Here is a 14476-nt window from a genome sequence, read left to right as displayed (position 1 = left end):
TAAGTCTGTCGATTAATTAAATGAAATGCGTCTTGCTTAAATAAGGGGCGCGGCTGATATTTGGTTATGTCTGATTCCCAATCCAAAAACCGCCTGGGTCGTTTCGTCGAGACGGTCGCCGCCAGTGAAACAGTGCGGGCGTTTGTACCCCCGCCATTGCCGCCCGAGCCTGCGATTGATGTGCTTTCATTGCTAGAGCGCCTCAGCTTGGCGGAACGCGCGCTAGGACGCCTGGATGGTATCACAATGCTGCTGCCGAGACAGGAGCTGTTTCTTTATATGTATGTGAGAAAGGAAGCCGTTCTTTCCTCGCAGATTGAAGGCACGCAGTCCACGCTTTCTGATCTCTTGCGGTTTGAGACCGAAGCCCAAGCCGGACAGCCGGTTGATGATATCCGTGAAGTATCCAACTACGTTGACGCCATGATGTATGGTTTAGAGCGGCTGGAAACGCTGCCCATGTCGTTGCGTCTGATCCGTGAGATGCACGCCAGGCTCCTACACAGTGGGCGAGGAGGCACCAAGGATCCTGGAGAGTTCCGCCGCTCGCAGAATTGGATTGGTGGGACGCGCCCCGGTAACGCACTCTTTGTACCGCCACCCGTCACTGAAATGGCCGGTTGCCTGGATGCGTTCGAGCGCTTCATGCATGACGACCAATCGCGTTTACCGGCGCTAATCAAAGCTGGCCTGCTGCATGTGCAGTTTGAAACGATCCATCCGTTTCTCGATGGCAATGGTCGCATCGGCCGTCTGCTTGTAACCCTGTATCTTTGCATGAACGGGGTTTTGCGAAAGCCGCTGCTCTACCTCAGCCTCTATCTGAAGTCCCATCGGAGAGAATATTACCGGTTATTGCAAGAGGTGCGTGAGCATGGAAACTGGGAAGCTTGGCTGGACTTTTTCCTGGCCGGCGTTGCCGACACTGCCAATCAAGCATTTGAGGCTGCGACCCAGATCGTCGATCTTTTCAAGGAAGATCGGGAGCGAATCACGATGGAGAGCGATAGAGCAGGGTCGGCCCTTCGTATTCACGAGCTGTTTCAGCAGAATCCTTTCCACACTGCGAACCAGATTGTTCAGATCACGGGTCTTTCCGCGCCAACGGTCAATGCCGCACTTGCTGATCTGGAGCGTTTGGGCATCGTTGATGAGGTGACCGGCCGCAAACGCGGCCGCGTGTTCAGCTATCAGCGATATCTTGCAATCCTGAACGAAGGCACCGATCCCTTGCCCCTCAGTTCATGAAAATAGATGGGCCAAAGGTTCGATTTTCATCAAGACCACTGTTCAGGAAAAATTCTCCAGCACCGCCAGGAATGTATGCCGATCGCCCTGTCCCTCGGTCAGCCGGACGCGGCCCTCGATGTCGGCCAGATGATGATCCATCAACTGCTGCGCCTTTGCCAGGTCCTTGGCCTTCAAGGCGCCGACGATCTGGCGATGATGATCGGCCCCGCAATCGTCCTTCCGCTCCTCTTCATAGAGGAACATGACAAGCGAGAGGCGAGCGACGATCTTCGACAACATCTCCGTTAGGACGGCATTGCCGCCAAGCTCTGCCAGAACGACATGAAACTTGCCCGACAGCACCGTCTTCGACTTCTCGTCGCCATGGTGATGAATGTGCTCTTCCTCGTCGGTCAGCTTTTCGAGCGCGTCCAGCTGGTCGGCGGTCGCGTGGTCCATTACCAGTTCGAGAATGACGTGCTCAAGCTTGCGACGGGCCTCGAACAAGGCCTTCGCTTCTTCGATGCTCGGTTCGGCCACGAAGGTGCCGCGGTTTTTCTTCCGCTCAAGGAGATGGTCGCTCTCCAATACGCCAAGTGCGCCACGCACGACCGTGCGGCTCACGCCGAAGTGGTCAGCGATCGCGTCCTCGAGGATCTTGACGCCGGGTTTGAGCGCGCCTTCACCTATCGCCGTGGCAAGGGTGATCCGGATGCGTTCCGTAACGTCGTCATGGGCGTTTTCCGCCGTGTCCACCGGGGCGTTGGCCTTCGGTGCGGTCTTGGTGCCCTGACGTCGTGTCGTCTTCTTCATTCTCGTCTCCAGCTCCAATTAGGCGATGTAATTATTTTCATGAGAATATTCCTGCGTATATGCGCATGGTGCCAAAAGTCGAGATATTCCCACGGTTTTCGGAGCACCGGCAACAACCGTCGCCGGTGCTGATACTTTTCCCTTTCAGGCTGCTCGCTGTTTCGTGGAAGCCGTCGAGAGTGAAATTCCGCTCTCCATGCAGACCTGTTGGATATGCAGGGCCGAGTTTTTGATGAACTCTACCGCTTCACTGTAGCCGTAGGACTGCTTCTCATAGGTCGGGTATCCATACTGACTGGCTTCATAGGTCTCCCAGTCCGGGATCTCGCCGGCGGCGACACGCTTTTCGAACCCATGCACCAGTGCCAGATAGGCCTCGAGTTCTTCCGCGGTCAGGTCGGGGTGCCCGGCGCGCCAGATCGGATCGTTGATCTCGATGCACTGGCGAGGATAGGTCCTGCGCGGCTTGTCCTCGACGGAAGCCGCGACCTCAAGGGAGAGGTTGAGATCAGGATTGGCCTTGGCGAGGATGGGGATGATCGTCGCAAAATCGACAATGCCCCGACCGACGGGACGGGTCTGGAAATCGAGGCCGCCCGCAGCACGGCCGACATAGGCGTCCTTGATATGGGTCTGGCGAACATAGGGGGCCACGCGTTTTGCGGCAAAGACCGGATGTTCTGCACGTTGCAGTCCGTTGGCGGTGTCAAAGACGACACCCATGCAATCCTCGCCCACCTTTTCGATCAGTCGAAGGATTTCGAAGGAGGTGATTTCGTCATGGGTCTCCATGTTGAGATGGACGCCATTGGCGCGCGCCACAGGGGCGAGCTTCAAGAGCACCTTTTCGATCGCCAGCAGTTGCTCGTCCCAGGTGACGTCGGTACGGAAGCGGTCATTGGCCAGACGCCCGCGATACTCCGATTTGAAGTTTCCCGGCGACACCCAGAGCTCGCGGCAGCCGATGGCCGCACTCGCTTCGATCATGCGGGTGAAACCGAGGATAGTGTCGCCATCGCCGATTGCCCGGAACTCAGGGGCTTCTGCGCTGCAATAGGGATTGATCTTGCCAACACCGGCTTCGAGATAAAGCCCGAGCTCGTCTGCCTTGGCCCGTATATCGGCCAATTCTCCCTTGTCCAGCGTGGCGCTCATATCGAGGATTGTACTGAAGAAGATGCCACCGAGACCCAGTTCCTTGACGTGGTCGAGGCTTTTGATTGGCCCGCGCTTCCTGGCTTCTGGAAGTTTTTGTCCATCGATGCCTAGTCTCATGATCTGCTCCTTGATGTTTCCTGATCGGATGCGCTGCAATGGCGACCCTGGTTGGTTGGTGGATTGAGTGGGTGGTGTGTCAGGCAGGTCTGGGCGCGCCTTTCTGCGCACCGGCGCTGCGGCCCTTCGGGGCAAGGTGCTTTTCCAGAAAATGCTGACCGATCGATGCGATGGTGGTGATCAGCAGGTACCAGAGCGAGGCGACGCACAGCAGCTCGATCACAAGGAAGTTGCGCGCGTAGATAGCCTGTGCCTGGGTCAGCAAGTCCTGCATGCCGATGACCGAAACGATGGCGCTCGCCTTCAGCATGCCGATCGCCTGGTTGCCGGTTGGCGGTACGATAAGCCGGATCGCCTGGGGCAGGACGACGGTTCGAAGGACCTGGAGTGGGCGAAGGCCGAGTGAGGAGGCCGCCTCGCGCTGGCCTCGATCGACAGCCGTTAATCCGCCGCGAATGATCTCGCTCATATTGGCGGCTTCATGCAGGCCGAGCGCGAGGAAGCCGGCAAGTGCGGGAGTGACTACTTCGTTGATCGATATGGAATAGCTGCCGACGCCCAGTTGCGGAATGAACAGCGCGATGTTGAACCAGAAGAAGATCTGGACGATGAGCGGCACGCCGCGGAACCACCAGACGAAGGCTATGGCGAAAGCCTTCAAGACGATATTCTGGCTGGTGGCCATGATAGCAACGATGCAGCCGAAGGCGATACCGAACACCATTGCACCGGCCGTCAGCTGCAAAGTCAGAACGACCCCGTCGAGGATAACAGGATCGACCATGTAACGGGGAATTTCGCCCCACTGAACGGTCTGGTTTCGTGCAATCGTGGTGACGAAGAAAACCAGCGCGAAAATCGCGCTGGTTCCGGTTGTGAGCTGCCCCCACCGGATCGGCTTGCCGACCGGAGGTGCGATGGCCATGCTGACGGGTTGAGCAAACAATGACATCGTCAGTTCACCGGCATGCTGGCGGCGTCGTTGAACTTGACGGTCGTCACGGCGAGGGCCCCGAGACCCCATTTCTCCATGATTGCCTTATAGGCGCCGCTGTCGACCATATGCTGCAACGAGGCGATGACCGCGTCGCGCAGTTCGGGATTGTCCTTCGACGTCAGCATGCCGAGATAACCGACGGCGAGGCGGACTTCCGGGATCGCCTGCAGGCCGGCACCTTTGCCGGTCTGGTTTTCCGTCGTGTAGACGCTCGTCGCATAACCGTTGACGGTTGCGTCGGCGCGGCCGGTGCGCACAGCCTGCAGGACGTCAGGCATTTTCGGGATCGACATGATGTTCATCGGTGTCGCGCATTTTGCCGATGCGGCTTCCACCAGACGCGCCTGGAACGTGCCGACGGGCACGGCAACCTTCTTGCCGCAGAGGTCTTCCATGCTCTTGATGCCGAGCGGGTTGCCCTTGATGGTCATGATCGTCGTGGCGTCGAACATGTAGTCGATGACGTCGACCTGCTTTTCCAGCTCCACATCGTCGTTGATGCCGGAGATGGTCATGTCGAAACGCTTGGACAGGACGGCGGGCACGATCGCGGCGCCGGCGCCAACATTGGTCATCTGAACATCGATGCCGAGAATGACACCCAGTGCTGCGGCGATATCGGCGTCGATCCCGATCAGCTTTCCGTCCTCTGCTTGGAAGCTTATCGGCGGCGTCAGGTCTGTCGCCACTTTCAGTGTCTTCTTGTCCTTGATCGCAGGTGGCAGGCGGTCCGCCAGTGTCTGATCGAAGGCGACGCCCGGCAGTTTGGCGACGTCTGCATCCGGTACCATCTTAATGGCGGTCCCTTCTGCGGCGTATGCCGAAGTCGCGAGCAGTGCGAATGCGATGCCGGCCAGGCCGCCTTTGAAACTTTTCTTGAAGCTGCGCATGTGATCCCCTTGTCGGTTTTTATGACCGTTAATTTACGCAAACTTCAATGCAATCGGTGTGCCACCTTGGGCGATGGCTTCTTAGTGTTTTGTTTTTAAATGTTTATTTTTTACAATAAAGGTTTTTCATTCATCCGTACAAATATGCGCACAAAGATCCGAAAACGTGATGATTAAAAAACCACCTCACGGATGCTTCCCAGACCGTGCGTTGGCGGTCGCTTGCCTAAGTCACTGCGTTGGCAGAGCATTTTTCTGATTATCCAAGCCGTATGGACAATCGTCTGCTGCGATTTCATTTGGGAAATTCCCGGAAAATCCCTATTTTTTGCCTCAAATAGTGCTTAATGCGTGAGCGGCGTCGGCGAAAGTTGCACATTTTTTAGTTACGGAATGATATTCGCACAAAGTTTACTGGAGATATGCGAAACTAGAAGATTCAGAATTAAATACGCAAAAACATTGTGTTGCCGCTATCGATCAGACGTAACCGGAGAACTGGCATGCAGATTGCTACTCTTCTGCCATGCCCGAAACAGAAGCCAACATCATCGACCGACCTCATCTCTGCCTGGTGCCACCACGCGCCGAGCGCTTTGACGACATGGCGAAACCGAAGGGGATATTCATGGCAGAGGCCTTGAAGGCAGGCGAAGGCAAGCAGCTCAGCGTTCGGGGTCTGACTCACAGCTACGGTGGGCAGAACGCCATCAGCGACATTTCGTTCGAGGTCGAGGCTGGCGAGATCGTCGCCCTACTGGGGCCAAGCGGCTGCGGCAAGTCCACGGTGCTGCGGGCGATCGCCGGGCTCATCCAACCAAGGAGCGGCGCTGTTCAGCTGGGCGGCCAGAATCTCGCCAACGTGTCCGCAAGGTCCCGTGGCATCGGCATGGTGTTTCAGAACTACGCTCTGTTTCCGCACCTGACGGTAGCGGAAAACATCGCCTATCCGCTGGCCTGCCAGCATATGCCACGAGTTGAGCGAAGGGAACGGGTGGAGGAAATGCTCTCGCTCGTGCAGTTGAAGAGCTATGGCAACCGCCTGCCGCGCGAACTTTCAGGCGGCCAGCAGCAGCGCGTCGCGGTCGCCCGCGCCATTGCCGGCCGGCCCTCGCTTCTATTGCTCGACGAACCCTTCGGCGCGCTTGACCGGGCGCTTCGTTTCGATCTGCAGGTCGAGCTTCTGCATTTGCAGAAGACGCTCGGCATCACCACGCTGATCGTCACGCATGATCAGGAAGAGGCGCAAAGCCTTGCGGGGCGTCTGGTGCTGATGAATAAGGGCAATGTCGAGCAGATCGACACGCCTATGGCCGTCTATGATCGGCCGAAGACGCTGTTCGTCAATACCTTCATCGGCCAGGCCAATGTGCTGCATGGGACAGTGGAGCGGCTGGACGCAGAGGCAACGACCGTTGCGCTCCCGAATGGCAACACGGTTGTTCTGCCGCGCCGCCTGAACTTCACGGTCGGCTCCAAGGTCACCATCACCTTCCGTCCCGAAGATGTGCGGCTGTCCACCAACCCGAGTGACTTCGCATTGCCAGCCCGGCTGACAGTGTCTGTGCCACTGGGACCGACGCTCGTCCACGATCTTGTCCTGGATGACGGGACGGGCCTGCGCGCGTCGCAGGTCCGTGGACCTTACACATTCATTCCCGAGCCGGGAGCCCAACTCTTTGCCGAGATCGACACCTTGAGGTGTCACGCCTTTCCGAGCGACCCGGAAACATCCCGTGAATGAACAACAACAGAGGTGAACAGATGCAAGAATTCAACATCACACGACGTCATTTCGGACTGCTCGCCGCCAGTGCGGCAGCCGCCGCCACGCTGCCCTTCGCTGCACGCGCCGCCGGAGGCATGGCCGTCGCCGCGACCTTCCCCGGCAATTGGGAGGATGCTTATCGCACCACGCTGACGCCGCTCGTCAAGGAAGCCGGGTTCGATCTTACGGTCGCGCCCGCCATGGCGCAGGATCAGCTCGCCAAGGTCATGGCGAGCCCCGGCAACCCGCCCTATGACACGCTGCTGATGTCGCCCGGCCAGATGGCCGTCGCCATCGAGAACGATCTGATCCAGAAGATCGATCCGTCGAAGCTGAAGAACTGGAGCCTGCTCGATCCGGCCTTCCAGGGCGAGTACGGCCCGACCGTGACCGTCGAAGTCAACGGGATCGCCTATAACCCGGACCTGGTACCCGCGCCTAAGGGCTACCGCGATCTGTTCGAAAATCCGGCCTACGAGGGCCTCGTTTCCTGGACGGGTTTTGCCTCCAACACCGGCGTCATGGCCTATTCCGAGATCGCCAAGATCTTCGGGACCGGTCCGACCGACATGGAGGCCGTGTTCAAGCTGTTCAAGGAGCATCCGGAGCAACTGAAAGGTGTCGTCGCCAGCACCAACCACCAGATGACGCTGTTCCAGCAGGGCGAAATCGCCGTCTTCATGTGCTCGACTGGCAATGTCGCGAAGCTGAAGGCATTGGGCCTCAAGGCCGAATTCGCCCAGCCCGAGACAGGCTCTCCGGCAGCTCCGGTCAACATCCACCTCACCAAGGGCGCAAAGAACCCGGATGCGGCTTATGCCTATATGGATGCCGCCATCTCCAAGGCCGCGCAGGACAAGCTGAAGATGCCGCCGACCGAGATGTTCCCGACCAACAGGCAAGTCGAATTGACGCCCGGCATCGAGGCCTATGTGAAGCGCGAACAGCTTGCGACGTTGGTCTATCCGGATTGGGCGGCGATCAACAAGAACCGTGCGGAATGGATCCGCCAGTTCGACGCTCTCGTCGCCGGTTGAGGGTATAAAATGAAAGCGAGCGGCTTCCCATACGTTCTCCCGATGCTTCTGCTGTCGGTGGCGTTCTTTGCGACGCCGCTCGCCGTTCTCGTGGGGTTCAGCTTCATCGGCCCCGACGGCCCGTCCCTTCACAACTACGCGCGCTTTCTGGGCGATGCGTTCAACTACCGCGTTTTGATAAACACAGCCAAGCTCGGCATGCAGACGATTGCTAGCACGACCCTGCTCGGTATTCCGATCGCGCTTCTCTACTGGCACAGCGGCAAAACCGCGCGACAGGTCATCATCTTCCTGACGCTCATCCCGATGCTGACCAGCAATGTGGTGCGCACCTTCGCCTGGATCGTCATCCTCGGGAGGCAGGGACCGATCAGCGAGACATTTGTGGCTCTCGGACTTGCAGAGCGCCCGTTCACGCTGATGTCCACCGAACTTGGCCTCGTATTGGCCATGTGCCAGATCGACCTGCCACTGATCATCCTGCCGTTGATCGCAATCCTGTCGCGTACGCCGGTGCAGTTCACGGAGGCCGCACAGGTCTCGGGCGCCGGACCGTGGCGGATCCTGGTAACGGTTCTCCTGCCGATGATGCTGCCGGGCCTGCTAGCGGGCTGGATCCTGGTCTTTGCCAGCACCAGCGCCTCTTTCGTCACCCAGGCAGTCATCGGCGGTGCCCGCAATGTCTATGTGCCGCAGCTCATCTATCGCGAGGTCGGTACGCTGTTCGACTGGCCAATGGCCTCTGCCATCGCGGTCGTCCTGCTTTTGTCGACCGGCATCCTTCTCGTCGCCATGACCACGATTTCCCGCCACAGGAGGCTTGTCGGCCATGCATAGTCCTCGCGAAAATCCGTTTCCCGTCTTCCTCTACAGGGCTTTCGTCTTCGGCTTCGGTGGTCTCAGCCTGATCTATCTGGTGGCGCCAATTGTCATCGCGATCACCATGTCGTTTACCGCGGGCCAGACGCTCAAATATCCGCCCGAGGGCTTTTCGCTCCGCTGGTACGAGGCGCTCCTCGATCCTGTCCGCTCCGGAACCGAACATATCGCGGCCGGCAATTCGCTGAAGATCGCAGTCCTCGCGGTACTCGGATCGCTCCTGTTTGCCGTGCCTGCCACGATCGGCATGGCGCGGATGCGGCGCAGCACGGTCAATTCGCTGGAGCCGTTTCTCTTGGCGCCGCTCGTCCTGCCTAGTCTTGTTTATGGTCTTGCAGCGTTGATCGTGGCGAATTTCATCGGCTTCCAGCCATCACTCTGGCTCACTGTGGTCGGCCATGTCGTCGTCTTCGGGCCGCTGATGTACCGGGCCGCATCGGTTGTCGCGCAGGGCATCAACCCGTCGCTGGCGGAGGCCTCCACCGTGATGGGCGCGACCTGGTACACGACGCTCCGCCGCGTGATCCTCCCGCTGCTGGCACCCGGCATCCTGGCCGGTGCCTTTCTCGTCTTCATCCAGTCGCTCGACAACGTCTCCGTCTCGCTCTTCCTTGCCGACGCTCAAACGACTGTGCTGTCGCTTCGCATGTTCGCGCTTATCGAAGAGTCGCTCGATGTCCGGGTGGCTGCGATGTCCGGCATCCTGATCGGGCTGACCCTGGTGGTGATGCTGGTTGCAAGGCGGGTGCTGGCGCCACCCAGGCAAGCCTGACCCATAGAAAAAACACTTCTGGAAGGAATACCCCATGAACATACATGCTACCAGGGCAGGCGCCTACCGCATCGGATCGCTGCTTGCCGATTTCCAGCCGAATTTCGATTTTGCGGCACCCTTGCCCTTGCCGGTCGAGGAATTCGAGGAGCGCCTGCGGCGCATCCGCCGCCAGGCCGTCGAGGCCGGGCATGACGCGCTGATCGTCCACACCGGCGGCGTCGGCTGGTTCCACACATCGAACCACTACCTTCGCTACATCTGCGACTGGATGCGTGAGGGCGTGCTGATCATTCCGACGGATGTCGACACGCCGCTGACGCTTTTGTCCTTCTTCACCCAGTCCGTGCTTCTGCCGCCGGGCGGCGAGCCCGTGCTGGTCGAAGATATCTGGCAGATCGGCCCGATCGGCCGCGAATATGCCGACCGTCCAGGTGATAGCGTGGTCAAGACGGCGGAGAAATGCGCCGAACTGCTGGCCGGCATGGGACTGTCGAAGGCACAGATCGGCCGCATCGGTGATCGTACTTCGCTGACCTTCTGGTCTGGTCTGGATGAGTTGATGCCCAAGTGCAAGTTCGTGGCTGACAACGCCATTCTCGACCGGATGCAGAAAGTGCGCTCGCCCCGGGAGATCGAGATGTTCCGGGCCGCCGCGCAACTCGTCAGCATTGCCACTCAGGCGGCCTATCACGTGGCGAAACCCGGCGTGACCGATCATGTAATCTATGCCGCCTTCACACAGGCGCAGCTTTCTTTCGGTGGCGAGACGGGTGACGGCTACCAGATCGGCATCAACGAGTTTGGCACCCATTGCGGCAAGCCATACGGCCACGTCGTCCGTCCCGGTGATCTGATCAATCTTTACGTCTCCAACATAACCTACCGCGGCTACACCGCCCAGACCGCCCGCATGATCGCGGTTGGTAACATCACCAAACGGCAGGAAGAGGTGCTTGCCGCCTGCACCGAGGGCGTCAAACGTGCTGAAAAGCTGATCCGGCCGGGGGCTCTGATGCGCGACGTTAACAACGCCGCCTTCGAGGCGATGATCGAGCGCGGCATGCTATCTTCGCCGGAAGCGCGCACCATGCCCTATAACTGGGCGCCGATGGACGATGGCAGCGCGCGGCTTATCCCGCGGCAGTATGTCAAAAATATCGACTGGGAGGCGCAGGGCCGCACGCTGATGCATGTCTACCCGGCCACCCACGGGCCGCATAACCCCAATCTCGGTCATTCCGTCGGCATGGCGGGCGGGCAGAACAGCTTCAACATCTCCTCCCATAATTACGACCGGATGGAGGAGGGCATGGTGTTCGTGCTGCATACGCAGTGGCTCGAACCACTGTCTGCCGGCTGCAATGTCGGCGACATGTATGTCGTCACAAAGGATGGGTTCGAGAACCTGTCCCGCCATACCCCGCTTGAAACCCACCGCATTGCAGTCGAGGCCTGACATGACCGAGCACACCCATTTCGATTTCGCCAAGCTCAACGAGCGCGAGCGCTACAAGCTACTCATTGGAACCGTGATCCCGCGCCCGATCGCGTTGGTGACGACCGTGAGTACTGATGGCCTGCCGAATGCCGGGCCCTTCAGCTTCTTCAACGTCCTGACCCATGATCCGGCAATCGTCGCGATCGGGGTCGAGAACTATTCCGACATGCGATTCAAGGATACCGCCCGCAATATACGCGAGACTGGCGAGTTCACCGTGCACATCTGCGACAATGCGCTGGTCGAACAGATGGAAGTTTGCGCCATCAAGTTTGGCCCCGAGATCGACGAGATGGAGGAAGCAGGCCTTGCGACCGTGCCCGGCCAGATGGTGCGCAGTCCACGCATTCTTGCTGCACCGGCAGCACTAGAGTGCCGTCGCCACACGACGCTGCAGGTCGGCCCGGCGCGAGAAATCATTCTGGGGGAGGTACTCGGCGTCTATGTCCGCAGCGACACGGTGAACCCATCGAACCTGCATATCGACCAGCACCTGATGGACGCGGTCGGCCGCATGGGAGGACACACTTATACCCGCACCCGCGATCAGTTCGACATCAAGACGCTGACGCCACAGGAATGGGAAAGCCGGGAGGACAAGTCAAAGGCAGCTGCCGAATGACCAGTGGGGGATATTTCTCGCAGGTCGGCGGCTTACCGCCGCAGACGCAGACGCTTTCCAGCAAGGCGGTATTCACCACCGCCTATGCCGTGATCCCGAAGACAGTGATGAGCGACATCGTTACCAGTGTTCTGCCGCATTGGGAAAAGACTCGCGCATGGATACTCTCGCGGCCGCTCAGCGGTTTTGCCGAGACGTTTGCGCAATACATTATGGAGGTCGCTCCCGGCGGGGGCAGCGTGATGCCGGAACCGGATTCGCGTGCGCAGGCCGCGATCTTCGTCGTCGAAGGCGAAGGCACGATCACCTATGAGGGCCAGGGCCGACCGTTGCGTTCAGGTTCCTTTGCCTATCTTCCAGCTGGTGCCAAGTGGACGTTTAGAAACGACAGTTCCGCGCCGATCCGCTTCCACTGGGTGCGCAAGGTGTTCAAGGCCGTGGAAGGCCTGGACCCGCCGCCGGCGGTATTTACCCTCGAGGACGAGTGCGTGCTCGACTGGATGCCTGACACGGAAGAAGCTTGGGGCACGACCCGTTTCCTCGATCCGAACGACGTGCGTCACGACTTCCATCTTAACATTGTCACTTTCGAACCGGGCGCCAGCATCCCCTTCATGGAAACCCACATCATGGAGCACGGGCTTTACGTGTTGGAAGGCAAAGCCGTCTATCGGCTGAACAGCGACTGGGTAGAAGTCGAGGCAGGCGACTACATGTGGCTGCGCGCCTATTGCCCGCAGGCCTGTTATGCCGGTGGCCCGGGACGCTTTCGCTACCTGCTCTACAAGGACGTCAACCGACATCCTGATCTGTGAAAGTGTTGAAAGACAGTTAGTTAGCCTGACTGTTGCTTCAGGTCGTAAGTTCGTATCCGTTCAAGGCGCTCAGAAACATCCGCGTGCTCTTTGGACGGTTAAGCGCCCGTGAATACAGCCCGCAGGATGTTGTAGGCCGTGAGAGACACCCATTCCCGGACGACCGGCGAAAGAACGCAATGGGAAACCCACTGCAGTTCTGGCGACAATACGGCAGAAAACAGCCTGCCGGTGAAGCCATCGCCGTCGCCGCGACGGAACGTCGTTTCGCAGTCAGCGATGGCTCTCACGCGCGCTAGATCAAATTTGGCGAGCGAGGTCGATCTTCGCTCTATTCTGCGGCTTGTCCATATCCCGAAATTGCTGTCGGCTTCGTATTCGTCATTGCCAGCTGGTAGCGAGTAAACTCCCTGTTTAAGGCCGGCAGCATGGCCAGGTCCATCATTCCGAGCTCCGGCTCCATGACGATCATCGCGACGGTGGCTGACTGGTTGTTGCCTCAGAGCGACGGACGCGGCGGCCGGCAGACGGAAGAGGGATCCTCGAAATCGTCGAAGAGAGCGGTCTTGACGATGTCCGGCGTGATCACGCCCAGATGAGGCTTCAGCAGATCGCGGACGCGAATATCGCGATAGAGCGAGTCCGGTATGTTGGCGACGCCCTTGTCGAGCAGCTTGGTGAGCGCCACCGAGCTCTGGAAATGGGTCGCGTGCACGATCAGCCCGTCTTCAGGCAGAATCTGGAACGTCTCCTCCGGCGCGCATTCGAAATTGATCGCGACGCCATTGGCATGGCTGACGATGATGTTGTTGGAGGCGGATTTCTGTGTCGCATAGACCGTCTTCATGGCAACCGCGAGCTGCTTCTGTTCCAGCACCTCGCGGCGGATCAGAGCCAGCGGCACCCCGAATTGGCGATAGTTCCGAATCCGAGCTAATGCAGCGGTATGCGGTGGCCCGTTCGAGCGTCCGGAGCGCGCTTAAGTCGCTCGCGGATCTCGACATGGTACAGCGTAAGCCCGGCTACGTTGGCGTTTCATGACGGTCTGGAATGCCGATGTTCGTATGGAGAGCTACCGGTTTCGCATGGTTATCGAACCGGCTGGCATTCTCGAGCCAAGCTTTCGATTGCCGCCCGTTGGTTTGAGGCCATGTGCCGGCGTCATAAGGAAATCCTCGCCGCTGCCTGGACGCCGGCTTACGGCATTCTCCACTACGAAGTGAATGCCGCCTTCCATGAAGGGATCGCCGCAGCTTCCGGCAAACCGTTTCTTTCATGAGGCGATCCGGCGGCGACGCTTATGCGCCGCCACCTGATGCTGGCCAGCCAGATGACGCCATCATTCGAAAAATAGCTGTCTTTCGAGATCTGAAAACTATCATGGTTTGACCTTCGCAGACGCTCGAACCTGAACGGGTCGCAAGGCTTTTAATATCGTTTCGCACCCACGCTGAACTCGTCGTTGCACGCCACGGCGGTGTGATCGACAAGTTCACCGGCGATGGGCTGTTGGCCGTGTTTGGGTTGACCGCTCCCAGCGATCGAGATGCTGCGAATACGGATGCAGCAGCCCACGATCTTAAGCGCGAGATCATTCGCTGGCGCAAAAAACGAGAAAGGGAGGGGCGAAGCCCGGTCGATGCCGGCATTGGCGTTCATTGCGGCCAGGCGTTTGTCGGCGCCCTCGGGCAACACCGGATGGAGTACACGGTCATCGGGGATGCGGTGAACGTCGCCCAACGCCTGAGGAACTAACCCGCATTTTCGATGGCGGCATCTCGCCTCGGCAGTGGTCTTGTCTGACGCCTGCGTGGAAGCACCGCCCAGGTCGGAATGGCCCCAGCACATTGTTGGGACCCAGATATACGGTAGGCGAT

General features: G+C 59.1%; 13 protein-coding genes and 2 pseudogenes. 10 read left to right on the top strand and 5 right to left on the bottom strand.

The window, feature by feature from the left end; genetic code table 11:
• The first annotated feature begins 66 nt into the window (after positions 1 to 66).
• The gene (locus tag PMI07_RS15485) at positions 67 to 1248 is read left to right on the top strand and encodes a Fic family protein (RefSeq protein ID WP_037086368.1); all 1182 of its coding nucleotides are present in this window, start codon (positions 67 to 69) and stop codon (positions 1246 to 1248) included.
• Positions 1249 to 1290: 42 nt separating this feature from the next.
• Here PMI07_RS15485 and PMI07_RS15480 read toward each other — a convergent pair whose 3' ends face one another.
• From PMI07_RS15480 to PMI07_RS15465, 4 genes are all read right to left on the bottom strand, one after another.
• A complete protein-coding gene (locus PMI07_RS15480; RefSeq protein WP_007766044.1) occupies positions 1291 to 2043 on the bottom strand; it encodes a GntR family transcriptional regulator in 753 nt (250 codons plus the stop codon).
• Between the two features lie 144 nt (positions 2044 to 2187).
• Positions 2188 to 3318 carry a sugar phosphate isomerase/epimerase family protein gene (locus tag PMI07_RS15475; protein WP_007766041.1) on the bottom strand — a complete coding sequence of 377 codons (1131 nt, stop codon included), beginning with the start codon at positions 3316 to 3318 and terminating at the stop codon, positions 2188 to 2190.
• A gap of 79 nt (positions 3319 to 3397) precedes the next feature.
• Positions 3398 to 4270 carry an amino acid ABC transporter permease gene (locus tag PMI07_RS15470; RefSeq protein ID WP_007766039.1) on the bottom strand — a complete coding sequence of 291 codons (873 nt, stop codon included), beginning with the start codon at positions 4268 to 4270 and terminating at the stop codon, positions 3398 to 3400.
• Positions 4271 to 4272: 2 nt separating this feature from the next.
• Positions 4273 to 5205, bottom strand: a complete 933-nt coding sequence (locus PMI07_RS15465) for an ABC transporter substrate-binding protein (RefSeq protein WP_007766037.1) — start codon at positions 5203 to 5205, stop codon at positions 4273 to 4275.
• Between the two features lie 526 nt (positions 5206 to 5731).
• Here PMI07_RS15465 and PMI07_RS15460 point away from each other — a divergent pair.
• Genes PMI07_RS15460 through PMI07_RS15430 form a run of 7 tightly spaced genes read left to right on the top strand, consistent with a single transcriptional unit; the run spans position 5732 to position 12599 of the window.
• The gene (locus PMI07_RS15460) at positions 5732 to 6949 is read left to right on the top strand and encodes an ABC transporter ATP-binding protein (RefSeq protein WP_007766035.1); all 1218 of its coding nucleotides are present in this window, start codon (positions 5732 to 5734) and stop codon (positions 6947 to 6949) included.
• A 20-nt stretch (positions 6950 to 6969) separates the two neighbouring features.
• Positions 6970 to 8010: an extracellular solute-binding protein gene (locus tag PMI07_RS15455; protein WP_024163839.1), complete on the top strand. Its 1041-nt coding sequence runs from the start codon at positions 6970 to 6972 to the stop codon at positions 8008 to 8010.
• A gap of 9 nt (positions 8011 to 8019) precedes the next feature.
• A complete protein-coding gene (locus PMI07_RS15450) occupies positions 8020 to 8847 on the top strand; it encodes an ABC transporter permease (protein ID WP_007773265.1) in 828 nt (275 codons plus the stop codon).
• Positions 8840 to 9661, top strand: coding sequence for an ABC transporter permease (locus PMI07_RS15445; RefSeq protein WP_007773263.1), 822 nt, complete (start codon positions 8840 to 8842; stop codon positions 9659 to 9661). Before PMI07_RS15450 ends, PMI07_RS15445 begins: the two co-directional genes overlap by 8 nt.
• A gap of 34 nt (positions 9662 to 9695) precedes the next feature.
• Positions 9696 to 11120 (top strand): Xaa-Pro peptidase family protein, encoded by a 1425-nt coding sequence (locus tag PMI07_RS15440; RefSeq protein WP_007773262.1) that lies wholly within the window; start codon positions 9696 to 9698, stop codon positions 11118 to 11120.
• A 1-nt stretch (position 11121) separates the two neighbouring features.
• A complete protein-coding gene (locus PMI07_RS15435) occupies positions 11122 to 11784 on the top strand; it encodes a flavin reductase family protein (protein ID WP_007773261.1) in 663 nt (220 codons plus the stop codon).
• Entirely contained in the window at positions 11781 to 12599 is an 819-nt protein-coding gene (locus PMI07_RS15430; RefSeq protein ID WP_007773260.1) for a bifunctional allantoicase/(S)-ureidoglycine aminohydrolase, read from the top strand. The genes PMI07_RS15435 and PMI07_RS15430 overlap by 4 nt, the downstream gene beginning before the upstream one ends.
• 499 nt (positions 12600 to 13098) lie before the next feature.
• Here the strand turns inward: PMI07_RS15430 and PMI07_RS15425 are convergent.
• Positions 13099 to 13530, bottom strand: a pseudogene (locus PMI07_RS15425) (C45 family autoproteolytic acyltransferase/hydolase); the annotation flags it as partial.
• A gap of 219 nt (positions 13531 to 13749) precedes the next feature.
• Here PMI07_RS15425 and PMI07_RS35980 point away from each other — a divergent pair.
• Both PMI07_RS35980 and PMI07_RS34120 read left to right on the top strand, forming a co-directional pair.
• A complete protein-coding gene (locus tag PMI07_RS35980) occupies positions 13750 to 13878 on the top strand; it encodes a hypothetical protein (protein WP_280949767.1) in 129 nt (42 codons plus the stop codon).
• A gap of 131 nt (positions 13879 to 14009) precedes the next feature.
• Positions 14010 to 14354: pseudogene (locus tag PMI07_RS34120) on the top strand (adenylate/guanylate cyclase domain-containing protein); the annotation flags it as partial.
• Positions 14355 to 14476: the final 122 nt, after the last annotated feature.

The organism is Rhizobium sp. CF080 (assembly GCF_000282095.2).
In the GTDB taxonomy this organism is placed as follows: Bacteria; Pseudomonadota; Alphaproteobacteria; order Rhizobiales; family Rhizobiaceae; genus Neorhizobium.
Note: the sequence above shows the minus strand (reverse complement) of the source record. Positions and strands in the feature narration are given on the sequence as shown.